The 24,477-nt window shown below is 69.1% G+C and carries 18 protein-coding genes; 13 read left to right on the forward strand and 5 right to left on the reverse strand.

Annotation, left to right across the window (positions count from 1 at the left end; all coding sequences use genetic code 11):
• Nucleotides 1-30: 30 nt before the first annotated feature.
• A complete protein-coding gene (locus OHN74_RS01515) occupies nucleotides 31-4,299 on the reverse strand; it encodes a HAMP domain-containing protein (RefSeq protein WP_327692662.1) in 4,269 nt (1,422 codons plus the stop codon).
• A 462-nt stretch (nucleotides 4,300-4,761) separates the two neighbouring features.
• Here OHN74_RS01515 and OHN74_RS01520 point away from each other — a divergent pair, with 462 nt between their 5' ends.
• Nucleotides 4,762-5,364, forward strand: a complete 603-nt coding sequence (locus tag OHN74_RS01520; RefSeq protein ID WP_327692663.1) for a DUF4328 domain-containing protein — start codon at nucleotides 4,762-4,764, stop codon at nucleotides 5,362-5,364.
• Nucleotides 5,365-5,567: 203 nt separating this feature from the next.
• Nucleotides 5,568-6,200, forward strand: a complete 633-nt coding sequence (locus OHN74_RS01525) for a hypothetical protein (RefSeq protein ID WP_327692664.1) — start codon at nucleotides 5,568-5,570, stop codon at nucleotides 6,198-6,200.
• A gap of 43 nt (nucleotides 6,201-6,243) precedes the next feature.
• Here OHN74_RS01525 and OHN74_RS01530 read toward each other — a convergent pair whose 3' ends face one another.
• A complete protein-coding gene (locus OHN74_RS01530; protein WP_327692665.1) occupies nucleotides 6,244-7,473 on the reverse strand; it encodes a GNAT family N-acetyltransferase in 1,230 nt (409 codons plus the stop codon).
• Nucleotides 7,474-7,891: 418 nt separating this feature from the next.
• Between OHN74_RS01530 and OHN74_RS01535 the strand changes: the two genes are divergently transcribed.
• The 4 genes from OHN74_RS01535 to OHN74_RS01550 all read left to right on the forward strand — a co-directional run bounded on the left by OHN74_RS01535 (nucleotide 7,892) and on the right by OHN74_RS01550 (nucleotide 12,591).
• Nucleotides 7,892-8,947, forward strand: a complete 1,056-nt coding sequence (locus OHN74_RS01535; RefSeq protein WP_327692666.1) for an ArsR/SmtB family transcription factor — start codon at nucleotides 7,892-7,894, stop codon at nucleotides 8,945-8,947.
• A 135-nt stretch (nucleotides 8,948-9,082) separates the two neighbouring features.
• Complete coding sequence (locus OHN74_RS01540) at nucleotides 9,083-9,580, forward strand: hypothetical protein (protein ID WP_327692667.1); 498 nt, start codon at nucleotides 9,083-9,085, stop codon at nucleotides 9,578-9,580.
• Between the two features lie 305 nt (nucleotides 9,581-9,885).
• On the forward strand, nucleotides 9,886-10,392 hold the full coding sequence (locus tag OHN74_RS01545) for a SigE family RNA polymerase sigma factor (RefSeq protein ID WP_327692668.1): 507 nt from the start codon (nucleotides 9,886-9,888) through the stop codon (nucleotides 10,390-10,392).
• Between the two features lie 474 nt (nucleotides 10,393-10,866).
• Nucleotides 10,867-12,591: a dolichyl-phosphate-mannose--protein mannosyltransferase gene (locus OHN74_RS01550; RefSeq protein ID WP_443060332.1), complete on the forward strand. Its 1,725-nt coding sequence runs from the start codon at nucleotides 10,867-10,869 to the stop codon at nucleotides 12,589-12,591.
• Between the two features lie 433 nt (nucleotides 12,592-13,024).
• On the opposite strand, the gene OHN74_RS01555 is transcribed toward OHN74_RS01550, so the two are convergent.
• Nucleotides 13,025-13,669 (reverse strand): dihydrofolate reductase family protein, encoded by a 645-nt coding sequence (locus tag OHN74_RS01555; RefSeq protein WP_327692669.1) that lies wholly within the window; start codon nucleotides 13,667-13,669, stop codon nucleotides 13,025-13,027.
• A 278-nt stretch (nucleotides 13,670-13,947) separates the two neighbouring features.
• On the opposite strand from OHN74_RS01555, the gene OHN74_RS01560 reads away from it, so the two are divergent.
• On the forward strand, nucleotides 13,948-15,003 hold the full coding sequence (locus OHN74_RS01560; protein ID WP_327692670.1) for a LacI family DNA-binding transcriptional regulator: 1,056 nt from the start codon (nucleotides 13,948-13,950) through the stop codon (nucleotides 15,001-15,003).
• Between the two features lie 98 nt (nucleotides 15,004-15,101).
• On the opposite strand, the gene OHN74_RS01565 is transcribed toward OHN74_RS01560, so the two are convergent.
• Nucleotides 15,102-16,586, reverse strand: a complete 1,485-nt coding sequence (locus OHN74_RS01565) for a ricin-type beta-trefoil lectin domain protein (RefSeq protein WP_327692671.1) — start codon at nucleotides 16,584-16,586, stop codon at nucleotides 15,102-15,104.
• Between the two features lie 817 nt (nucleotides 16,587-17,403).
• On the opposite strand from OHN74_RS01565, the gene OHN74_RS01570 reads away from it, so the two are divergent.
• The 6 genes from OHN74_RS01570 (at nucleotide 17,404) to OHN74_RS01595 (ending at nucleotide 23,273) form a co-directional block, all read left to right on the forward strand.
• Nucleotides 17,404-18,114, forward strand: a complete 711-nt coding sequence (locus OHN74_RS01570; RefSeq protein ID WP_327692672.1) for a DUF4232 domain-containing protein — start codon at nucleotides 17,404-17,406, stop codon at nucleotides 18,112-18,114.
• A gap of 167 nt (nucleotides 18,115-18,281) precedes the next feature.
• Entirely contained in the window at nucleotides 18,282-18,521 is a 240-nt protein-coding gene (locus tag OHN74_RS01575; RefSeq protein ID WP_327692673.1) for a hypothetical protein, read from the forward strand.
• A 160-nt stretch (nucleotides 18,522-18,681) separates the two neighbouring features.
• Nucleotides 18,682-20,016, forward strand: coding sequence for an MFS transporter (locus tag OHN74_RS01580; RefSeq protein WP_443060333.1), 1,335 nt, complete (start codon nucleotides 18,682-18,684; stop codon nucleotides 20,014-20,016).
• Nucleotides 20,013-20,201, forward strand: a complete 189-nt coding sequence (locus OHN74_RS01585) for a hypothetical protein (RefSeq protein ID WP_327692674.1) — start codon at nucleotides 20,013-20,015, stop codon at nucleotides 20,199-20,201. The genes OHN74_RS01580 and OHN74_RS01585 overlap by 4 nt, the downstream gene beginning before the upstream one ends.
• A gap of 391 nt (nucleotides 20,202-20,592) precedes the next feature.
• Nucleotides 20,593-21,858: a DUF3500 domain-containing protein gene (locus tag OHN74_RS01590; protein ID WP_327692675.1), complete on the forward strand. Its 1,266-nt coding sequence runs from the start codon at nucleotides 20,593-20,595 to the stop codon at nucleotides 21,856-21,858.
• Nucleotides 21,855-23,273, forward strand: coding sequence for a HupE/UreJ family protein (locus OHN74_RS01595; RefSeq protein ID WP_327692676.1), 1,419 nt, complete (start codon nucleotides 21,855-21,857; stop codon nucleotides 23,271-23,273). Before OHN74_RS01590 ends, OHN74_RS01595 begins: the two co-directional genes overlap by 4 nt.
• A 135-nt stretch (nucleotides 23,274-23,408) precedes the next feature.
• Here OHN74_RS01595 and OHN74_RS01600 read toward each other — a convergent pair whose 3' ends face one another.
• On the reverse strand, nucleotides 23,409-24,221 hold the full coding sequence (locus OHN74_RS01600) for an acyl carrier protein (protein ID WP_327692677.1): 813 nt from the start codon (nucleotides 24,219-24,221) through the stop codon (nucleotides 23,409-23,411).
• Nucleotides 24,222-24,477: the final 256 nt, after the last annotated feature.

The following is a 24,477-nucleotide window of genomic DNA, read 5'->3' on the forward strand; positions in this document are numbered from 1 at the left end:
GGCTTGTACGCACGGCGGCGTGACTCCGCGTCATACGGACAGCCGGCGTCGGACGCGGCCGATGAGGTCGTTGGTGTCGACCGGCTTGGTGACGTAGTCGTTCGCGCCCGAAGCGAGGCTCTTCTCCTGGTCGCCGGGCATCGCCTTCGCGGTGACGGCGATGATGGGCAGATCGGCGTACTGGGGCATCGACCGAATCTCGGCGGTGGCGCTGTAGCCGTCCATCTCCGGCATCATCACGTCCATCAGGACAACCGAGATCTCCGGATGGGCGAGCAGCATCTCGATGCCCTTGCGGCCGTTGTCGGCGTGCAGGACGTGGAAGCCGTGGAGTTCGAGCATCCCGCTCAGCGCGAAGAGGTTGCGCGCGTCGTCGTCGACCACGAGCACCGTACGACCGAGGAAGGCACCGTCGACGACCTGCGCGGCCGGGCGCTGGGACTCCTCGGTACGGACCAGGGACAGCACGTCCCCCGGCTCCTCGGCGGAGAGATGCAGGGTGATCCGTTCGCGCAGTTCGTCCAGGCTGGAGAGGAAGTCCAGCGGGCGGCCGTCCGCACGGGAGCGCAGCGCCTGCTCGTGCGCCAGGTCCCCGCGGTGGCCGGTGTGCACCAGCACGGGCACGCCGGCCAGTGCCGCGTCACCCTCGATGGCCTCCAGCAGACGCGTGCCCTCGTCGTCGGGCATGCCTAGTTCCAGGACGACGCAGTGGCAGGGCTCGGCGGCCAGCGTGGTCGCCGCCTCCTGTGCCCCGATCGCCGTGATGATGTCGATCACCCCGAGCCGGTTGTCGTCGGGCGCGAGGTCCGCTACCGCGCGTTCGGCGACGAGGGTCAGCAGTCCGCGCGGGCGGTCCTCGACGACGAGCAGGCGGCGTCGGCGCTGTACGGGTACGCCGGGGGAAGCGGCGTCCGGCCGGGAGGCCTGCGGGAGTTCCCGGCCGGTGGTCCGGGGGTGTTCCGTCGGCGAGGCGGCGCCGTCGAGCACCTCTTCGAAGTCGGCGCGTGCCACGGGGAGGTAGAGGGTGAAGGTACTGCCCTGACCGGGCGTGCTGTCCACCGTGACGGCGCCGCCCAGCAGATGGGCGATCTCCCGGGTGATCGACAGGCCGAGACCGGTGCCGCCGTACTTGCGGCTGGTGGTGCCGTCCGCCTGCTGGAAGGCTCCGAAGATCGTCTCCAGCTGCTGCTGAGGAATGCCGATGCCGGTGTCCTTCACCCTGAAGGCCACGACGGGACCGCCCCGAAGAACGCCCGTGGGCACCTCCCGGTCCCCGGCGGGTTCGATGCGCAGTGCGACGCCGCCCTGTTCGGTGAACTTCACCGCGTTCGACAGGAGGTTGCGCAGGATCTGGCGTAGCCGGGAGTCGTCGGTGAGCAGGTCGGCGGGCGTTCCAGGGGCGGTGGCGACCGTGAAGTCCAGGCTCTTCTGCGTCGTCATGGGACGGAACGTCGCCTCGACGTACTCAAGGAGCTTGCGCAGCGGAACCCGCTCCGGTGTGACATCCATCTTGCCCGCCTCGACCTTGGACAGGTCGAGGATGTCGTTGATCAGCTGCAGCAGGTCCGAGCCCGCCGAGTGGATGATGCCCGCGTACTCGACCTGCTTGGGCGTGAGGTTGCGCGAGGGGTTCTGTGCCAGCAACTGGGCCAGGATCAGAAGGCTGTTGAGCGGGGTGCGCAGTTCGTGGCTCATGTTCGCCAGGAACTCCGACTTGTACTTCGACGCCAGGGCCAGCTGCTGTGCGCGCGTCTCCAGCTCCTGCCGCGCCTGCTCGATCTCCAGGTTCTTGGCCTCGATGTCGCTGTTCTGCGAGGCCAGCAGGGAGGCCTTCTCCTCCAGTTCGGCGTTGGAGCGCTGCAGTTCGTCCTGCTGCACCTGCAACTCCTCCGAGCGCGCCTGGAGTTGGGCGGTGAGCCGCTGGGACTCCCCCAGCAGTTCGTCGGTGCGGGCGTTGGCCACGATGGTGTTGAGGTTGACGCCGATGGTCGGCATCAGCTGGGCGAGGAAGTCCTGGTGGATCTGGGTGAAGGGGGTGACGGAGCCCAGCTCGATGACACCGAGGACCTGGTCCTCGACCACGATGGGCAGCACCACCAGGGCGCTGGGAACGGCCTGCCCGAGGCCGGAGGAGATGGTCACATAGCCCGCCGGCAGCTCCTCCACGCTGATGGGGCGGCGGTTGCGCGCGGCCTGTCCCACCAGCGAGCGTCCGACGGGGATGCGCTCGGGCCGGTCGGTGTCGTCGGGATAGCCGTACGAGCCCACGAGCCGCAGCTCGGGACCGCGTGCGGTGTCCTCGGCGAGGTAGAAGGCGCCGTACTGCGCGGAGGCCAGCGGTGCGAGCTCGTCCATGATGAGCTCGGCGACGACGGGCAGGTCGCGATGGCCCTGCATCAGGCCGGAGATCCGAGCGAGGTTGGTCTTCAGCCAGTCCTGCTCCTGGTTGGCCCGCGTGGTCTCCCGCAGGGACTCCACCATCGAGTTGATGTTGTCCTTGAGGTCGGCGACCTCGCCCGACGCCTCCACGGTGATCGAGCGGGTCAGGTCGCCCTCGGCGACGGCACTGGTCACTTCGGCGATGGCACGGACCTGGCGGGTGAGGTTCCCGGCGAGTTCGTTGACGTTCTCCGTCAGCCGCTTCCAGGTGCCCTCGACGCCCTCCACCTCGGCCTGTCCGCCGAGCCGGCCCTCGCTGCCGACCTCGCGGGCGACGCGGGTGACCTCGGCGGCGAACGACGAAAGCTGGTCGACCATCGTGTTGATGGTGGTCTTCAGCTCCAGGATCTCGCCACGGGCGTCGACGTCGATCTTCTTCGACAGGTCGCCGTTGGCCACGGCCGTCGTCACCAGGGCGATGTTGCGGACCTGGCCGGTGAGGTTGTTGGCCATCGAGTTGACGTTGTCGGTGAGGTCCTTCCACGTACCCGCGACGTTCGGCACATGAGCCTGGCCGCCGAGGCGTCCCTCGGTTCCGACCTCGCGGGCGACACGGGTGACCTCGGCGGCGAACGCGGAGAGCGTGTCGACCATCGTGTTGATGACGTCCGCCAGGGCCGCGACCTCACCCTTGGCCTCGACCGTGATCTTCTGGGACAGGTCTCCACGCGCGACGGCCGTGGCGACCTGGGCGATCGAGCGGACCTGGCCGGTCAGGTTCGACGCCATCACGTTGACGTTGTCCGTCAGGTCCTTCCAGGTCCCGGACGCGCCCCGGACGATCGCCTGTCCGCCCAGATTGCCCTCGGTGCCGACCTCGCGCGCGACGCGCGTGACCTCGTCCGCGAAACCGGACAACTGATCCACCATCGTATTGATGGTGTTCTTCAACTCCAGAATCTCACCACGGGCATCCACCGTGATCTTCTGGGAAAGGTCGCCCTGAGCCACCGCCGTGGCCACCTGCGCGACATTGCGGACCTGCGCGGTGAGGTTGCCCCCCATGAAGTTCACGGAGTCCGTGAGGTCGCGCCAGGTGCCCTTCACGCCCTTGACGTCGGCCTGTCCGCCGAGCCGTCCCTCGGTGCCGACCTCGCGCGCGACGCGCGTGACCTCGTCCGCGAAACCGGACAACTGATCCACCATCGTATTGATGGTGTTCTTCAACTCCAGGATCTCACCACGGGCATCCACCGTGATCTTCTGGGAAAGGTCGCCCTGAGCCACCGCAGTGGTCACCTGGGCGACGTTGCGGACCTGGGAAGTCAGGTTGCCCGCCATGAAGTTGACCGAATCGGTCAGGTCGCGCCAGACGCCGCCGACTCCGGGCACCTGGGCCTGCCCGCCGAGTCGTCCTTCGCTGCCGACCTCGCGGGCAACGCGGGTGACCTCGTCGGCGAAGGCGGAGAGCTGGTCGACCATCGTGTTGACGGTCTCCTTCAGCTGAAGGATCTCGCCACGTGCGGGGACGTCGATCTTCTGCGACAGGTCGCCCTTGGCGACCGCGGTCGCCACCTGCGCGATGTCGCGCACCTGTGTGGTCAGATTGCCCGCCATGGCGTTGACCGAGTCGGTCAGGTCGGCCCAGGTGCCCGAGACCCCCGGCACTTCGGCCTGGCCGCCGAGCGTGCCCTCGGTGCCCACCTCGCGTGCCACCCGCGTCACTTCGGAGGTGAAGACGGACAGTTGGTCCACCATGCCGTTGAAGACCGTGGCGATGTCGCCGAGCAGGCCATCGCCGTCGGACGGCAGCCGGGTGCCGAAGTCTCCGTCCCGTACAGCGGTCAGTCCGGCCAGGAGCTGGCGCAGTTCCTGCTCGCCCGGGGCCCGGTCGACAGCTTCGATCGTCCTGCTGCTCATGCGCACCCTCGTTCCGCTCCCCAAGAGCCCTCACCCCGAGGACTCGGAACCCGCGCCGGGCCCGTTGAAAGGCCCTCTCAGCGACCGTATTTCCGCAGTTCACTGATCGGCCGAATGAGAAAATCCGGTGAAGATTAACTCAGTTCCGTCGGACAACCAAAGCCTGGCACGGAGATCTCGGCCGCCCCGAAAAGACCCGCGACGGGTGGCATACACAGGCGAACGCGGGGTACTCGAAACGGTTCGGCTCGACCTCCTCTCCGCACTGCCCGGAGGCCGTCTCGGCCGCCGAGGACGCGGTGCGGCCCGCCTGGATCAACCGTGCGGCCGCAAACCACTCCGACGTCGCCGACCGACAACCGCGAACCTGAGAGTCGCACGCATGTATGGCGGAAGACCCTATGATCACTCCGCCCCAGCGTCCGCTGCGGCTGCACACGTCTCCGAGACAGGCCACGGACGATGACAAGTACCGCCCGCAAAGCTCCCTGGATCCTTGCCCGCTCTGCGCAAACGGCGATAGCGGCGGCAGCGGCGGCGGACGCGTTCCGTGTGGTGGCGGTCCGGGATCAGTACCTGCACCAGTCGGACGCGTCACCGCACAAATCGGGTTTCATCTCCATGATCTTCCTCTATGTGATGACTCTCGCGACCGTGCTGTTCCTCGCGTGGCTCGCCCGGTCCCGGCACAACGCCCAGGAACTGTCCCCCCAGGCCCCGGTCCCGAGCCGGGGCTGGATGATCGGCGCATGGTTCATTCCGGTCGTGAACCTCTTCGTCCCTCGCCGGTTCGTCCTCGACATCGGGCGCGCGAGCTCCCCGTCGTGGGAGCAGAAGCGGGACACGACACTGGTGAACCTGTGGTGGGGCGCCTGGACCACGCACGCGCTCGTGCTCGTGGTGGCGCAACAGGCGGCCCCGGGGTCGATGACCCTCCTGGTGGCGGCAGAGGCCCTCATGATCGCGGCGGCCGTGCTGCTGGCGTTCGTCATCGAACGCATCACGGCGCTGCAAAGCGCCGCGCTCAGCACCACCGCTCCGGTCGCTCCTTTCCCCCGGGCGTGAGGCGTTCCCCTGCTCCGCCCCGTCCTCAAGGTCGATCCGCGACACGGATTCCGTGGAGTTCGCAGAGGCGGCGTCCACCGATCCCGGCCATTCCTACCGGGCCCTCTGACAGTCGAGCTCGACCGGTCGGATCCGTGCCGGCGCTGCCGGCTGATTCGGGGTTCAGTGACCGTATGTCAGAACTGGGTGGGTAGGTATGGGCTGTGGACACTCCTGACGACTCCCTGCCGCCTGTCGATCAACCTGCCGAGATCGCGTTCGCACGCGGTTGCCAGGCCCTGGAATCGTGGGACTGGGATCACGCACGCTGCCTGTTCGAGGAGGCGGTTCGCGGTTCCGGCCCGGAGATGCTCTGGCGCGTGGCCGAGGCCTGCCTGGAAACCGAGGAGAGCGCGTTCTGGATGAGTCGGGCCGTCGTCTCGGAGAGCGAGCCGGGCGGCATCACGGTGGACCCGGGCGTGCTGCCCATCCTGGGAGGTGGCGAGGAAGGCGACATGTTTCAGCAGAGCTGGAAGATAGCCGTCGAGTCGACCGATCCGGCCCGCGCGGTCGCGGCCCTCACGGCCGCTCAACACCGCGTGGCGTGCGTGCTGGAGGACGGCCGCGAACTCCCGCGGGAGGAAGCCCTCGATCTCATGGCCGACACCGACCTCTACAGCCCCAACTACGTCGCCGTCGACGACACGGTCCCCCGCCTGGTGATGGACTGCAAAGGCGGAATGTATCCGCACATGGCCCGCACCGCACTGCGCATCGTGGCAGACGAACTGCGCAAGGCCGGGATACGGCAAGCACACCTGTACACCCGTCCCGCATCGGACCTCTCGGGCAGCTAGGTTCACCGGCCTGGCGCGGCAGCAGGGTCGGGCGAGCGCCCGGTCAGAACCAGTGCAGGCAGTGCGGGGAGCGGTCGGCGCGGAAGAGGGAGTCGGCGAGGACGGCCGCGCCTGGACGGTGGGCCTGGACGTGTCCGGCACGTACGAGCGTGCTCGGGGCGGTGCCGCCGAGGTAGACGGAGCCCAAGTCCCGCACGTCCAGGGACAGGTCGGGATTCCGGTCCGTGGGGACACAGTCGGCCTTGCCGTCCCGGACGGTCAGCAGGAAGCGGCTGTGTTCGCCGAGGAACGGGTCGTCGATGTCGAGGACGAGCTCACCGTCCGTGAACCAGCCGCGCGCCGTCAGCGCACGCGGGACGTCGAGCAGCCGCACCCAGAGCCAGTCCATGACGCCGCTCACCTCGCCGGCGCGGAAGTCCGCGAACTGCCAGCGCAACGGGTGCTCGGGCGGGACCTTCTTGAACACGACCTGAGAGACCAGGTCGTGTCCGAGTACGAACCGGGCCAGGGCCGTGAAGACGGCGTCGTCGGTGACGATGGTCTCGTCGACCGTCAGGGTGCCGGACGCGATCGAGTAGCTGGCGTACCCGTCCGGGACGCCGTCGGCGTCCCGGTGCACGGCGACGTAGCGCGGCGCCGGCGAGATCGGAGGCTGCCCCGCGCGCAGGGCCCACCAACGGTGCGGCCGAGACAGTGCGCCGGGCTGGGCGCGGCGGTACTTGTCGTAGACCTCCTCCAGAATCTCTCCGCATTCGGTACGACGCAGTACTTCGACCGAGCCGTGGTCCGAGCCGGTCGCCGGTACGTCGGCCGCCGCGCGGCCCCGGGGAGCGGCGAGGGCGGCCTTGTGGCGCGGCACCGTCAGCTGTGCGGTGCAGGTCGCCGGTCCGTAGCCGAACCTGCCGTAGATCGTGGCCTCGGAGGCCAGCAGCACGGAGAGGAACGCCCCTTGGGCCCGAAGCTCGGCGAGCTGATGCCGCATCATCGCGCTGAGCACGCCCTGGCGCCGGTGCGAGGGCAGCACGCCGACGGCGGTCACCCCGGGGGTCGGGACAATGGTCTCACCGGGCAGGGTGAGCTCGAAGGGGTACGCGGCGGCGGTGCCGACAGGCCGCCCGTCCGCGGTCACGGCGAGCAGGCAGCGGTCCATTTCGAGCGCCGACCACCAGAGCCCGCCGCCCTCGGTCGGGGTTTCCGGGAAAAGCCCGAACGCGGCATGGACCGTGTCGACGAAGACGTCAAGGTCCTCTTCGGTCGCGGAACGAATCTCCATTGCTGCCGCCGCCTCCTCGAAATACCGGCACCACGACTCATGGTGTGTGGCCACAGTGCAGTGTCAACCCATGGCCCGGGCAAGCGAATTACTGCCGGGCCGGCAGCCCGACACACAGCACATCGCCTGGAGCACGCGTGCCGGCGACTCGACGAGCAATGCGCATGACCTGCGAATCGGGGCTCGGCAGCACGTGAAGGGCGTACCTTCCCCGGTGCGCAAGTGAAGGTCACCGAGCAGGCCGACACGCTGCGAACGCCGGTCAGGGGCGGCCCGCAGGAGCACATCGCGGTCAGCGAGTGACGGGTGATCATGCGGTGGTCGGTGCCGTGAGGCCCGTGGGGTTCGGGTGACCGAATGCCGTCTTGCCCGGACCCGTGGGGCTCCGTCACTGTCGTGGGGCACGGCCCGCCCACCGATGACCGACCACCATCGGAGACTCCCCATGCTGCGGGTGCACTTCACCGCCGAAGACCTCGCGCACGTCCGCGTCGCCGCCGCCCCCGACCCGCTGTGGGAACTCACCAACAGCGTGCAGGTTCTGGCCACCGACGCGAGCGCCCTCGCGTACGGGGAGTGGCGACGGCTCGTCCGGCCGGGCCGGGGCCCTGCCGACGTGCTGCTCGCCGGGCTGATGCCGTCACGCGGCTACGCACCCGACTTCCTCACTCCTGCCCTGAGGGGCTCCCCCACCCTGGACAACGCGATCGACACGGTCCTGAGCACGCCCCGGACGGTCCTGCGCGACGATCTGGCCAGCCTTGCCTCCTCCACCGAACGGTCACGCCCGCTGCCGGCCGCGACCCGCGCACTGGCCGACGGCGACGCCGACGCCCTGCGTCGACTCGGCACCGCCCTGCACGCCTACCACCGGCGGGCACTCGCTCCGCACTGGCCGCACATCCAGGCGCAGGTGCACGCCGATGTCGCCGTGCGCACCCGGGCGGTCCTCGACGGCGGCGCCGACGGGCTGCTCGCGAGCTTCACTCCCCTGCTGCGATGGCGGCCGCCCGTCCTGGAGGCCGATTACCCGGTCGACCGCGACGTGCTGCTCGGCGGGCGCGGGCTGCTGCTCCAGCCGTCCTTCTTCTGCCACCACAGGCCCGTCATGCTCGCCGAACTGCAGGCCGATCTGACACCCGTCCTGGTCCATCCGATCCAGCACACCCCGGGCTGGGCGCGGGCGCGCGGTGCGGGCGGACAGGGCTCGGAGCTTGGCGCCCTGCTGGGACGGACCAGGGCGGCGATCCTGGAGGACGTCGTCACCGGCCGTACGACGGGTGAGCTCGCACGGCGGTTCGGGATCTCCGCGGCGGCGGTGAGCCAGCACACGGCGGTTCTGCGCCGGGCGGGCCTGTTGCTGAGCATGCGCCGGAACAAGTACGTGGTGCACACCATCACGCCCACCGGCCTGGCCCTGCTCGCCGGCATCCCCGGCGTCCCCGGCGTCTCCGGCGTCCCGCCCGAGCTCTGACGACTGGCACATCGCTTCGTTTAAGCCAGGCCTTCAAGGTGTGGTGACGGTGTGGCGGCGGGCGACAGCCTGGTCACGCGGGGCCGTTCCAGGACCCGCGAGCCCCGTATGCCGCATCCTGAGGGAGAACCACACATGCCCAGCAAACGCTCCGTGCTCGCCGCGATCGGCGCTCTGGTCTGCCTGCTGGCGGCCATGTTCGCCGCGGCGCCGGCCCAAGCGGCCGTGCCCGCGGAACACGCTCCGGGCGGACAGGTGCTGATCGTGCCCGCAGCGCCTTCCGGCGCCGCGGCGGTGTCCGCCAGGTCCGCAGCCGTCAGCACACCCACGTCCTCTCCGGCCGTCCGTACGTCGCACATTCAGCCGGGCGCCTCCTACACCTGCGCCAGCGGCAACCTCTGCGCCGTCGTCTGGGACCCGACCACCTCCGACTACAAGGTCTTCTTCTTCTACAACTGCAACAGGTACTACCTGTCCAGCTGGGACGGCTCCGGCAACTACTACGACGCCCAGACCGGCGGCGTGACCTCGTACTTCTACGGGCAGAGCGGCAACGTACTGAAGTCGTTCACCCCGGACTCCACCAACCACGCCTACAACTGGACTCCCGTCTGGTCCATCCGCAACTGCTGACCGCACGCTGACGAAGACCCCGGTGCCACCGCGAGGGAGCGGCACCGGGGTCTTCGTATTGCGGGAATCGGTCCCGCGAGTCGGACGCCGGCAGTCGGCTGGGGAGTTCGGCAAGCGCGAAGTGCCCACATCCAAGCGGACCTTGTCGTCGCGCCGGCCCAGCGCGGACGGCAAGGCGTTCCTGTTCCCGCTCGCCCCGCGCCCGTCCGGTGTGAGCCAGACCACACGCCAGGAGTGCATAGCGGGGTGGGTGCCAGTGCCTTTATTGCAGGTGTAGGGGCGTGCTGAAACAAGGGACAACACTGATGGGGCAGTTGCGGGCCGACGAGTTCGACCGGTTCGTTGCGGCTCGGTGGTCGGCGTTGCTTCACCTGGCGCGGCTGCTCACCGGCGGAGACCGGCACCGGGCCGAGGATCTGCTCCAGGAGGCGCTTGTCAAGCTGTGGTTCGCGTGGCCGAAAGTGGCCGCGCAGGCTCCCGAGGCATATGTGCGCAGGGTCCTGGCCCGTGCCGCGGCACGCTCCGCACGGCGTCGCTGGTGGGGCGAGCGCCCCGTGGACCAACTGCCCGACCCGCCAGAGGTGAGGGACGAGAGCGCCGCCGTGGACGAACGGACCCGGCTGGAAACGATGCTGGCGTTGCTGCCGGCGCGACAGCGGGCCGCGGTGGTGTTGCGCTACTACCAGGACCTGCCCGAGCGGCTGGTCGCGGAGGCGCTGGGGTGTCCAGTGGGTACCGCTCGTTCGCTCACGGCACGCGGCGTCGCACGGCTGCGGCTGCTTCTGGCGGAGGAAGTCGAGGCGGTGGAGTGAGAGAGGGAGCCATGGATCACTTCGAGCAGGAGCTGGCGCGGATGATGCGTGACAGCCGGCAGGACACACCCTACGAGGACCGGCACCGACGTCGGCTCCAAGCAGGCGTTCGCGCCCGCCGAGGGGCCCGGACGGTCTGGACGGTCACCGGATCCCTGCTGGCCGTTGCCGGAATCGGAGTCGGCCTGATGGTCCTGCCGAACTCGTTCGCACAAGGCGGACCCACCCGCCCTCAGCCCCGCCCCGTCACCTCTGCCGAGTCGGTTCCGATGCCGTCGGCGGTCCGTCCCGCCTCCACCACCCAGGAGGTGCCGATGCCGACCAGGACGTCAGCCACCAGGCCGGTGCCGATGCCGAACCGCCCCTCGAGCGCCGATCCGGTCCATATGCCGACCCGGACATCGGCGGCCCGCTAGCGCCGTCGCCGGCTTCGAGTGATCCCGTCCCGCTCTCGACGAGTTGAAAGCTGCCCACGTGACCCGTGAGAACGCGACCACGCCTGCCCATTCCCCGCACAGGGCGGCGCGACTCCGGCCGAGCTCGTGGGAGCGGCGACTGCGTCTCTTCGGGTACGCAGGACAGCCTCGTACGTCCACGCGCGAGCGCCTGGTGGCGCCGTTTCCCGAACCGGAGCCCTGGTTGTGGCACACGCTCGGACTGTCCACGGTGGCGGCGGGCCGACTGGCTCGCTGGTCCGGGTGGGGCGGGCCGCTGCTGGTGGCACTCCTTGCCGGGCTGGCGCGTTTCTGGCGTCTGGGCAGCCCGCACGCTGTTGTGTTCGACGAGACGTACTACGCCAAGGACGCCTGGTCCGTGCTGCGGCTCGGCTACGAGGGCACCTGGCCGGACAGGAAGATCTCCGACCCGCAGATCCTGGCCGACCCTCAGGTGATCCCGCTCTCCGACACGGGGGCCTATGTCGCGCATCCGCCGACGGGCAAGTGGGTGATCGCGGTCGGCGAGTGGATGTTCGGCCTCGACCCGTTCGGATGGCGCTTCATGACGGCGGTCCTGGGCACGCTGTCGGTGCTGATGCTGTGCCGCACAGGACGACGCCTGTTCCGGTCGACGCTGCTGGGCTGCCTGGCCGGAGCACTCATGGCGGTGGACGGTCTGCACTACGTGATGAGCCGCACCGCTCTGCTCGACGTCGTCGTCATGTTCTTCGTCCTGGCCGCATTCGGCTGCCTGCTCATCGACCGGGACCATGCGCGGGCCCGGCTTGCGGCAGCCCTACCGGTGGGCGACGACGGCCACGGGCGCCCGGACCAGGACACCGGCGACCGCGCCGGGACGGGCATACGTCCCTGGCGGCTCGCGGCCGGCTTCTTTCTGGGCCTGGCCGCCTCGACCAAATGGAACGGCCTGTACTTCCTGGCGCTCTTCCTCGTCCTGACCCTCCTGTGGGACGTGGGCGCCCGTCGCGTCGCGGGGGCACGCCACCCCTACCGTGCGGTGCTGCGCGCGGATTTCGGCTGGGCGGCTGTGTCCCTCGTTCCGGTTGCCGTGGTGACGTACCTGGTGACATGGACAGGCTGGTTCCTGTCCGACAACGGATACGGGCGCCACTGGGCGGACGGCCGTGGCGGCACGTGGTCCTGGATCCCGGCCCCGCTGCGCAGCCTGTGGCACTACGAGTACAGCGTCTACCAGTTCAACGTGGGACTGCACATCCCGCACAAATACGAGTCGAACCCGTGGAGTTGGCTGGTCCTCGGCCGTCCTGTGCTGTTCGATTACCAGTCACCGAAACCCGGTGCGGACGGCTGCCACGCGGCGGCCGGCTGCTCACAGGCGATCCTCGCCCTGGGCACGCCGCTGCTGTGGTGGTCGGCGTGCTTCGCCCTGGTGTACCTGTTCCATCGCTGGGCGCTGCGCCGAGACTGGCGCGCGGGCGCCGTGCTGTGCGCGGTGGGTGCGGGTTATCTTCCCTGGTTCCTTTACCAGGACCGGACGATCTTCTCCTTCTACGCCGTCGTCTTCGTGCCGTACCTGTGCCTGGCCGTGACGATGATGCTGGGTGCGCTGCTGGGGCCGCCGGGCGCGGATGCCGCACGCCGCACACGGGGTGCGGTGGCCGCGGGCACGCTGGTACTGCTCATCACCTGGAACTTCGTCTACTTCTTCCCGATCTACACGGGACAGACGATTCCGTATTCCGGCTGGCTCACCCGCATGTGGCTCGACACCTGGATCTGAGCCCGTCCTGAGCGGCTACGGCTGCTGTCGCGCCCCGGGACCAGGAGCCCCTCCGTGCCGCACTTGCCATGGGGCCCGCTGGGGCGCCCCTACGGCAGCCGACGACGGCGAACGTGCCCTCGACGGCCTTCGGCAGGGCGGTGGTTGCCGGGGTGCCGCGTCCGCCGTCCGGCGCCTCGCCCTGGTGAACCCGGCATGGCAGAGGTACCGCCACCCACACCCACCTCACCCGGCACCGCTGCCCGGCGAAACTCCCCCGCCGTCGCGGCCCGTCTCATCCGGACGGTCAGGGCCCGGTACCGGGTGCAGATCGGGGTCCGGCCCGTGGTGACGCCGGACTGGTCGATCGCCGAGCACGTCGGCCGTCGCTCCCCGCACCGGTTGCAGCACCTGCTAGGTCGGTCGAGGTGGGACGCGGACGGAGCACGGGGCCTCAGTCGCCGCGCCCGACACCGCGATCGGGTGCGCTCATGTCTCCTGTCCCGGGCGTGCCGCCGGCGAGGCCGTAGCGCAGATACACGGTGCCCTTCGGACCGGCTACCGGCGGTTCGAGGAGCGTGATGTTCGTGGGCACCGCGCCACCCTCGAACACCTTTTTCCCGACGCCGAGCACGATCGGGTGCACCCAGAGGTCAAGCCGGTCGAAGAGCTTTTCGCGCAGGAGGGTCTGCACCAGGTTCAGGCTCCCGACTACCTTCACGTGCTCGTGCCGGTCACGGATCTCGCGCACCGCACCTGCCAGATCCGGGCCGAGCTGCGTGGAGCCGGCCCACGAGAGGTCGGGCCCGCCACGGGACGCCACATACTTCGGGACGCTGTTGAAGAGCGTGGCGATCTTGTTGTCCTCACCGCCCTCCTGGTGCGGCCAGTAGGCGGCGAAGATGTCATACGTCCGCCGGCCGAGCAGGAGGGCGTCCGTGCCCTCGTACGCGGCGGCGACCTGCGCCCCCGAGACCTCGTCCAGCAGGGGCGCCTGCCAGCCGCCGAACGGGAACCCCACCGGGTCCTCGTCCGGGCCGCCGGGCGCCTGCCCGACCAGGTCGAGGGTTGCGAACAACTCGATGTGGATGAGTCCCATGCCGTACTCCCGATGAGTTGGTTGTCCCCGGTCGGAAGGTAGACCTGTGGGCGTCGGCAGACTCATCGCCGCGACGACTCCAAGTTTCGTACGGCATCCGACGTCCGGCATCCGGCCGCCGGGCGATCCCTGTGGGCGGGGCGGTGAGCACCGGCGGGGGGCCACCGGCCGACGCCGACCGCCGTGGGTACCCACCGTGGAGGCATCTCGCACCGCAGGCGCCCAGGAAGTGGGCCTAGGCTGTTGTCAGGCCCGAGAAATAGGGGAAACAAGCGATCATGGCGATTGGGGACAAGCCCATGTCCGGACGGCCCCGGCCGTCGATGGCGGATGTCGCCCGTCACGCCGGTGTCGCGCCGCAGACGGTGTCGCGCGTGTCCAACGGCCACACGAACGTCGACCCGGCGACCAGGCAGCGGGTCGTGGAGTCGATGCAGGCGCTTGGCTACCGGCCGAACGGAGCCGCCCGTGCGCTCAAGAGCGGACGGTTCAACACGATCGGTGTCATCACCTTCACGCTCAGGACGTTCGGAAACACGCGCACGCTCGACGCCATCGCAGCGGAAGCCGCACGCGCCAAGTACGCCGTCACCCTCATCCCCGTGTCGGACCCGACCATGGGCAGGGTTTCCGGCGCCTACGACCGGCTCAGCGAGGCGGCCGTCGACGGAGTGATCCTCGTCTTCGAGGCGCATCTCCTCGACGACGCGGAGTTCAGCCTCCCGCCGGGGGTCCCGATGGTGGTCGTCGACTCCGACACCGGCCCCGGCTACACCGTGGTGGACACCGATCAGGCCCAGGGCGCCCGTCAGGCGACGGAACATCTGCTGGAACTCGGCCACCGGCAGGTATGGCACATCGCCGGACCTCCGACCTCGTTCTCCGCGGCCCATCGGGTCGAGTCCTGGCAGCGCACCCTGCGGCAGGCCGGCATCGTCCCGCCCCCGGTCCTGTACGGCGACTGGACCACCCGTTCCGGATACCGGCACGGGTTGACTCTGGGGCGAAGACCGGAGGTCACGGCGATCTTCGCCGCGAACGACCACATGGCGCTCGGCGTCATGCGCGCGCTGCACGAGCTCGGCCGCCGGATTCCCGAGGATGTCAGCGTCGTGGGGTTCGACGACATGGAGGAGACCCATGCCTTCTGGCCGCCGCTCACCACTGTGCGGCAGGACTTCGCCGCGGTCGGCCGGCTCAGTCTTCAGAAGCTGCTGAGCAAGATCGGCCGTACTGGGCCCGACACGATCGACAAGACCTTGGTCCCCACCAGGCTGGTGGTCCGCGCCAGCACCGGAGCGCCGCCGCCCTCATCGGGAGACCATGCGCGGTGACACCGAACCGTACGGGCCCGGCGAGAGTACTCGCCGGGCCCGTACGGTTCGGATCAGTGGTCGATCGGATCAGTGGTCGAGGGGAACAGGTTCCGGAATCAGCTCCTGGTCCACTGCTGGTTACTGCCTCCGCTGCAGTACCAGACATCGACCGACGTGCCGTTGCCGGTGCCTGCTCCGGACGCGTCCAGACAGAGCGCCGGGTTCGCGACGCTGGTCACGGTGAGGTCCGCGTTCACGTTCCACTGCTGTGCCGTCGTACCGGTGCAGTCGGAGATGACCACGGGGTCTCCCGCCGTGGCTCCGGTGCCTCCCACCGTCATGCACTTGTTGCCGTAGACGGTGAGTTGCTTGTCCGCGTCCCAGTTCCAGGACTGGTTGCCGCCGTCGTTGCAGTCCCAGAGGTCGAGCTGGGTGCCGTTGGTCGTGCTGAAGCCGGGCACGTCCACGCAACGGTTGGAGCCCACTCCGCGCAGGACCTCACCGGGAGGCGCGGGCGGCAGGTTGTTGACGGGCGGGGTCTTGCCGAAGCCGTAGCCCCAGCGCAGCAGCGCGACTCCGGTGGCGTTGTTGTCCACCAGGTTGCCCTTGGCGTCCAGCGACTCGATCGAGTAGGCGTCGCCGAACCTCAGCCCCGGCCAGTAGACCAGTCCCATCCCCTTGCTGCGGGCGGTGTTGGTCACGGCCGCGAGGTAGGACGTGTAGATGTTGCCGTTCCACGCGCCGTAGTTCAGACCGGTGGTCATCGGGGAGCCGGCCTCGTCGATGATGGTCCGGCCGGCGTACTTGCCGATCCGGGCTTCGAGGTCGGCGACCCAGTCCGCCTGCTGGGTGTAGCTGGCCCAGAAGCCGTAGAAGTGCAGCGAGAGCAGTGTTCCCCGCAGTGCGCGCGCCGCGCCGACACCGGTGACGTTGTCGTTGTAGCCGGTACCGCTGATCACGACACGGCCGCGCGGGACGTCCTTGTGCTGGGCCAGCCAGCCGCTGGTGACGGACACCCACTGGTCCAGGGTGTAGCCGTGCGGCTCGTTCATGGGCTCGAAGTAGACCCGCGGGTTGTGCTTGTACTCCCGCACAACCGTGTTCCACATCTTCTTCCAGGCGGCCGTGTCGTCGACCAGGCCGTCCTTGCTGGAGTCGGCCTCCCAGTAGCTGACGATGACCTTGTCACCGTAGGCCGTCGCAGCGTCGATCGTCGCCCGGTACGACTTCCACCAGGTGGTGCCCACGGTCGCCGGGTTGATCGGCAGTCGCAGCGTGTTGGCGCCCAGGTTCTTCTTGAATCCGCGCACCATGCGATCCGTGGTGCGGTACACGGTGCGGTAGTTGTCGGTCACCTTCAGCCCGCTGGGCACCACGGCGTCACTGGCGTAGTTGTCCCGCGGGTCTGCCCAGTTCACCCCACGGAAGTCACTGGTACCGCCCTTCGACGAGGGCTTCGCCGTCGCGTGCGAGGCGGCCGATCTCTCGGGGGCCGACTGGGCGAGGGCGGGGGCCGGGGCGGTCAGGAACATGAGTGTCGCGCCGAAGCCGGCCATGAGCACACTGGCCAGTCTTCTCGACCTCGTCGGGGTCTTGGTCATGTCGTCTCCAGTGACGGGAATCGCGGAGGGCGGAGTTCGGGTTCGTCACCTGAGCCGAGGCAGTGATGAACCAGGGTCCGGATACAAGCACTCGGACCCCGTGTAAACCGGCCATGGTTACGTAACCATGGCCGGACACTGGCACGTTGCCCGCACCGATGACAAGACCCGTGACGGTTCCGAAACACTCCGGACCCATTCCACCGGCCCCGGAGCGGGCGTTGGCCGGTGCAGCTGAGGGCGACCGTTCGACGGGTCGTCGGCGGCGGGCAGAGTGGTGGCATGCTCGGGGTCCGGTGGAACGAGTCGGCGGCGCCCCCACACCGGGACCCGCGGTCTCGGGCCCTCGACCAGGAACAGTCCATGCCCTCCTCCGACGGCAGTAGGACCGGCCGGGTTGGACCACGACGGTGACGGAACATCTGCAGCGTTCACCTCGACGCCGATGCGGATCCCCCACTGGACCTCGTGTTTCACCGTGCACGACACGCCGACTGCGTACCGCGTAGGTTTACCCGTGCCTACCGCGTCGGTTTGTCCAGAGCTCCAACCATTGCGGGATGCCCATCGAGCGCCTGGCACGCCAGACTTCTCCCCGAGCCGGATTCATCATGTGGCTTGCGACAGTGGAGCCACGGCGTCGGCAACGGGCGTTCGCGCTCGGGTTGCCGGCGGACGTGGCACGCCGGAACTGCTGGACGCCGGCGTCCGTGACCCGTATCGATTCCATGCGCACAAGGGCGCAGCGGACTCTTCGGAGCCGAATCCAATGGCGGCCAGGCAACTCGAACTACGTAAAGACACACGGGGGATCACCATGCGACGTACTGCGCGCGAGAAATTGAAGGCCTGCACCCTGGGAGCCGCGGTCCTCACCGCACTCCTCTCCGCCACGGCCTGCGATCCGGACGGCACGAACAACGGCACGGGCACCACCTCGTCCACCCCGTCCGCCCCGCCGAGCGCGACCGTCTCCACCCGGCCCAGCGGAAGTGGCGGTGCGACCGACGGCTCGCAGGACTCCGGCGGCGGCTCGGGGAACTCCGGTGGGTCGAGCAGCACCGTCGGCCAGGGCGCCACCACCGCCTGCGGCGAATCGAACATCTCGATCGCCGCGACGATCTACCCACATGACTCGGTCCGGCACCTCCTCCTCACGGCCACCAACACCGGCAGCAAGGAATGCACGCTCTACCGCTACCCGATCGTCCGCTTCGACAACGGTCGCGAGGATCAGGTCGGCCCGATGGAGTCCGAGATGAAGGAAGTCAGGATCGGGCCGGGCAAGAGGGCGTACGCGGGCATGCTCCTCTTCCGTACCGGTGCGCCGACCGAGGCCGTGGAGACGATGGCCGTCAGTCTCCAGGGCCGCGTCTCCAACGCCGATCCGGACAGCGGACCGATCCAGGTCCCGCTGCCCGACGAGGCCGACTTCCTGAACATCGATGACAACCCGGCGGTCTCGTACTGGAACATCAGCCGCGAGAAAGCCGAGAGCTACATGTTCAAGGCTGCCGGCGGCAACTGACCCTAGCTCGCGGACCGCTCCCGCCCTCCAACACGTCTCTCGGACCCGGTTGGAGGGCGCGGGGCTGCGCGGCTGCGCTGTCGACGACGGCGTCACGGGAGCGTACGACCGACCACGACACCCCCGCGGGCCTCGCGACCCGCGACCCGCGACGCGCAGATGACCGCGTGGTCCGAGCGGGGCATCCCGACAAGTCCAAGCTCGTCCGCCTGAACGCCCTGTTCCAGCCCGTCCCGGTCCCCGACAGGGACAGCGATATCCTGATGCCGTCCGAGAACTTCCAACTGCCGACCGAGCACCTCCCCAACGCCCAGCTCAGCATCTACTCGAACTCAGACCACGGCCTTCTCGCCTTCAGTGCTCCTTGCAAGTCCGGCCAGCGGGTCAACGTCTTCCCCGACCGCTGATCGCAACTCCGCAGCGAGACCCTCACCGACGCCACCGACCCTGGTGCCCAACGCTCAGCAGCCCTGCCCCACCGGGGCCCTGCCCGGCGGGGCGGCGCCCTCGTGACGAGGTTCCACGACCCGTCCGAGAACCCGTCTCCCGAACCCAGCGGAGCTCCCCTTGACAGACCGCGCCGTGCGCCGCCGCCGTCGAGCGCTGTTCCTCCTGTTCTTCCTTCCGGGTATCGCCATGTCGTCCTGGGTGACGCGCACCCCGGATGTCCGCGATCAACTGGGTCTGTCCATCGGACAGATGGGGCTGGTCCTGTTCGGTCTGTCCGTCGGCTCCATGATCGGCATCCTGTGTTCCGGCCGCTTCGTGTCCCGGTTCGGCACCCGGCCGGTCATCGCGCTCGGCACTCTCCTGATCATCACGGGCACGGCCGTCATCGGCGTGGGCAGCGCCGTGTCGTCGGCACCCCTGGTCGCCGCGGGGCTGTGCCTGTTCGGCGCGGGCATGGGCGGCGGCGAGGTGGCGGTCAATGTGGACGGCGCCGACGTGGAGCGCATCACCGGAACCGCGGTGCTGCCCACTCTGCACGGCTGCTTCAGCCTGGGCACGGTCATCGGGGGCTCGGTCGGCATGGCGGCCACCGCCGTCGCGTTCCCCGTCCACTGGCATCTGACCATGGTCGCCGTGCTGGCCACGGGTACTCTCGTCCACGCCATGCGCGCCATTCCCACCGGTGTCGGCACCAGCGTCGTGCCGTCGACGCCGGGTCCGGGACAGGCGCGACGATCCAAGCCGCAGGTATGGAAGGACCGGAAGCTGCTGCTGATCGGCGCCATCGTGCTGGCCATGGCACTGGCCGAGGGCGCCGCCAACGACTGGCTGCCGCTGCTCATGGTCGACGGCCATGGCCTTGACGCCGCGATGGGCTCGCTCGTCTTCGTGGGGTTCGCGGCGGCGATGACACTGGGCCGCTTCAGCGGCGGGTTCTTCCTCGACCGTTTCGGCCGGGCCGCTGTGGTGCGCGCGAGCGCCGTATCCGGTGCCGTCGGACTCCTCCTGGTCATCTTCTCCGACAACGCTGCCGTAGCCGCGACAGCCGTACTTTTCTGGGGACTCGGTGCCTCCCTCGGTTTCCCGGTGGCCCTGTCGGCGGCGGGCGACTCGGGCCCCGACCAGACCGCCCGCGTCTCGCTGGTCGCCATCATCGGCTACGCCGCCTTCCTCGTGGGACCGCCCGCCCTCGGATTCCTGGGCGACCACTACGGGCTGCGTACGGCCATGGTGGCGGTCCTGGTGTTCGTCGTCTCCGCCATCGTCATCGCTCCTGCCGCCGACACCCGTGACCGCACCGCAGCGGCCGACGCCGGTGCCCGCGCCGCCGGCGCGACGGACTTGGCACAGCGCACGCAACCGGCTGCACACATCCCGCAGAACAACACCACCGAGACCGATCATGAGCCTGCGGGAAGCGGCCGGCACGATCGGTGCCCTCCTTCCCCGTGACATCGCCCGGACCGATCTCATCGCGTAACGCCCAGGAAGCAGACACCAACGGCCCCGACGGGCTGTGGGGCGTCGAGGTTCTCGGTCGTCGCGGAGGGTTCGACAGGGCCGCCACCGTGCCGGACCGCACTCGCCGGATTCCCGGCCGCCTCGACATCGCGATCGGACACGGCATACCCGACTGAATGCGCAGCGCCGGATCCTGGTCTGCCAGCCCTCTGACGTTGCCGAGGGAGCAGATCCTCGACACGTTCACGAGGCTCCTGGTCGCCGTCCCGGGCTCCATCCTGCGTTTCGGGACGACGGTCCTCCCGTGGCGCGAGTCCGGTTCGGCGACTGAAGCCGCGATAAGAGCAACCTGTCAACAAGCCAAGCGTTTCTCCTCGATATGCGGCCTGCGCCATCCAAATGGGACGCCCTCCGAGGTGCGGGCATTGAAGTGTCAACAATGTTGCTGATAGTTCTCTGCCATCGCGCGCGTGTCCTGGACGGTGCCGCCCTCCTTGGGCGTGCATCGTCCCCCGCTCTTGTCTTGTCTTCAGGGAGTTGTTCGTGAGCAGAGAAAGAACACGTCGGGTGCGTAACCGACGGACGTGGCGGGGCATAGCCGGCGTGGCTGCCGGCGCGGTCCTCGTAGGTGGCGGATTCGTCGCGGCCAACGCCGCGACGACCACCGGCGCAGCGAAGAAGGCCGGCGTCCACTACCCGGTCGACAAGAAAGCCGGCGGGGTCGCGGCCGTGGTCAGCGCCGCCAACGCGTTCCTGAACACGCTGGACTCCGACCAGCAGGCGGAGACGGTTCTGGACTTCTCCCAGGCGAACGCGACCGCGTGGTCGAACCTGCCGTGCGGCGCGTCCTGCCGGCCCGGCATCCAGACCGGCTCGTTGAGCGACGAGCAGCTGGCCGCCCTGAAGAACGTGCTGAAGGTGGCCTTGGGGACCGGCAAGGACACGGGCTACGAGCACGTCCTGCAGACCCTCCTGGCCGACGACCAGCTGGCCTCGGCGGAGAGCTCCGGCTCCGGTCCCTCCGCGCCGTCGGCCAGCACGTCGAGCGACCCCTCGGCCACCGCCTCCACCTCGGCCGACCCCTCCGCCACCGCCTCGGCGGACCCGAGTTCCACGGCGACCGACGCCCCGACGGGCACCCCTCCGTCCGGTGCCCCCGGCGGCGGCGCCGGTGGTGGGTACGGCAGCGGCATCTACTTCCTCGCGTTCCTGGGCACCCCGTCGGCGGACGGCACCTGGCAGCTGCACTTCGGCGGCCACCACCTCGCCGTGAACATCACCTACAAGGACGGCAAGGTCTCGGGCGCCAGCCCGTTCTTCACCGGCGTCGAGCCCACGAGCTGGACCGCGGACGACGGAACCACGTACGAGCCGCTGGCCAACTTCCGCGACGGCCTGCTCAAGCTGACCAGCAGCCTCAGCACGGAACAGCTGGCCAAGGCCAAGCTGTCCGAGTCGTTCAGCGACGTGCTGCTCGGCCCGGGCGAGGACGGCCAGTTCCCGGAGACCAAGGAAGGCATCAAGGCCGGCTCGCTGTCACCCAAGCAGAAGAAGCTGGTCCTGGAGGCGATCCACCCCTGGATCGCCGACGTGGACGACGCCACCGCCAAGCAGCTCACGAAGACGTACGCACGCGAGCTCGACCAGACCTTCGTCTCCTACTCCGGAGGCACCGGGCTGGACACCCAGGGCGACTACGTCCGAATCGACGGCCCGAGCGTGTGGATCGAGTTCGTCTGTCAGAACGGCTTCGTCTACCAGGACAAGGTCCACTACCACACCGTGTACCGGGACCACACCCGCGACTACGGCAGCGAGTTCTCCTTCTCATGACCCGACCGCGAAACTGGCTGACCGCAGCACTGCGTCTGGTGGCCGGGATCGCGATCGTGGTACCGGCGGCGCTCCTCACCGGGGCGTCGCCGGCCGCCGCGCATCCGATGCCCCACTCGGTGGTGGAACTCGACGTGCACCAGACCTCGGTGAGTGCTCGTCTGGAACTGCCGACCGACGACTTCTCCCGGGCCAGCGGGATCGATCTGAGCAACGACACCGGGGCCACACTGGCCCACCAGGCCAAGTCCGTACGGACCTACCTCGGCAAGCACATCCACCCGGCCACCGCCCAGGGTGCGGCCTGGCAGGTCAGCATCGGCGGCCTGAGTCTCAGCAGCACCGAGCAGACCTCCACCGGCCCCTACCGCGAGCTGGTCGCCGAGGCCGTGCTCACCCCGCCGGCCGGCACCGACGTACGCCGTTTCACCTTCGACTACGACGTGATCGTGCACCAAGTCGTCACGCACACGGTTCTGGTGACGGTACGTCAGGACTGGGCCGCCGGGCAGGTCGACGGCGAGAACACCACTCAGGTCGGCACCATCCGGACCGACACCCGGACCATGACCGTCCCGGCCCTCAAGGTCGATCTCGGCGAAGGCAGCGCCTGGCGCGGTTTCCTCGCCATGGTGAAGCTGGGCGGGGACCACATCCTCACCGGCACCGACCATCTGCTCTTCCTCCTCATCCTGCTCCTGCCCGCGCCGCTCGCGGTCACCGGACGGCGCTGGGACGGCCTGGTCGGCGCGCGGTCCGCGCTCGGCCGGATCGGCCGCATCACGCTCGCCTTCACCGCCGGACACTCCGTCGCGCTGGCCGCCACCGCGCTCGGCCGACTGGACATCCCCGGCTGGCCGGTCGAGGCGTTCATCGCCGCGAGCATCCTCGTCGGCGCGATCCACGCCGTCCGCCCGCTCTTCCCGGGCAAGGAGGCACTCGTGGCAGGGGTCTTCGGGCTCGGCCACGGCATGGCGTTCTCCTTCGTACTGGCCGAGATGCATCTGTCCACCGGGCAGCTCGTGACCAGCCTCCTCGGCTTCAACCTCGGCATCGAGCTGGTCCAGCTCCTGCTGGTCTGCCTCGCGCTGCCGTCTCTGCTGGTCCTCGCGCGTCTGCGCATCCAACCCGCGCTACGGCTGACCGGCGCTCTGCTCACCGGCACGGCGGCCCTCGGCTGGCTGGCCGATCGCCTCGGCCTGCCCAACCCCGTCGCCCGGACCGCCGACAGCGCCGGATCCCATACGACGCTGATGCTGACCGCCCTCACGGTGACCGCGTTCGCCGCCACCGGTTGGACACTGGCCACCCGTCGGCGTACCCGGCCGGAATCGCCGGAGCCCTCCGCAGGGACAACGCCTGAACCGCATGATCGGAACAGATCGACGGAGACCGCCGACTCGGCGGCGACGTAGAGCCGTAGCCCCGCACGGGTCAGGATCCATCCGCAGAACGGACAACCACCAGTCCCCTGTTCGACTCACGATCAGGGGACTCGGTCCGTCGGGGGACCAGGGCCTGCTTGGGCCGAAGTCCCACCGTCTGGAGGGCTACCTGCGAGGGAGTGAGGTGTTGATGATCGGCAGCCGCTTGGTCGCGCCCGCCACGTAGAGGTCCGTCGGAGCCGTGCGCAGCACGAACCTGTCGTCGTAGCCCCGGACGCGCACGGACATCACGAAGAAGCCGTCCTCCTCGGCGGTCGTCTGCACGCGGTACTCGTTCTCCCAGTAGGTCTGCAGGAAGACCTCGGTGCCCGCGCGCTCGACACCCTTGGGGACAGTGACCTTGCCCTGGACGGTGAGGATGGTGCCCTTCTTCACTTTCTTCTTGTTGACCGTGTAACTGACGGAGCTGGTCTTGGCCTTCGTGAGCACGGGGGTCTGCGTGTAGTAGCCGTCCTGCGGGGTGTTGGGGTTGCCGTCCTCGTCGAAGGCGGCCGTGATGGCCACCTTGCGCTGGACGTTGAGCAGGCTGCTGCCGCTCACGTGGTCGATGTCGACGTCGCGGATGGTGAACTTCCCCTCGGCGTCGGTGACCGGCTTGCCCAGTTCGCGCGGGTCGTAGTACGTGGGGTCGATCGGGTCGCCCCACGGATTCCAGGTGGTGAAGCGGATGACTTCCTGGACGGTGACGGGGATGTTGGGCGCCGGGGTGCCGTCGGCCTTGGTGACGGTGCCGGTGACGTCGACTTGGCGGTTGTTGTAGTCGGTACTGGTCGGGTTGGTGGTCACGGTCAGTACGTAGGCGCGGCCGGGGGCGGCGTCGGAGGGTTTCGCCGAGGCAGAGGGCACGGACAGGGCGCCGGCGGTGAGCAGCAGCGCGGCGGTGGCGGAAAGCCGCGTCGGCAGGGACTTCCTGGGCACAGTTCAACTCCGAGTTCGTCGGGACCAGAGGAGTCGCGCCGGGCGGCACCGGTTCCGCCGCGGCGCAGGTGTGCGACACACCGGGTTCGACCGGCCGGGCAGGGCAGAAGTTGTACCTGTGCGCCCGCTGTTACACGGCTGTGGCAGAAGTCCCGTTCGTGACGCCGACGTTGCCGGTGACTGTGCTGTGTCCGGCGAGGGCGGTGGCCGAGCTGGAGCACTGGGCGTGCGCCGACTACCCCGTCCAGATCTGGAG

Origin of the sequence: Streptomyces sp. NBC_00459, assembly GCF_036013955.1 — a bacterium.
GTDB lineage: Bacteria > Actinomycetota > Actinomycetes > Streptomycetales > Streptomycetaceae > Streptomyces.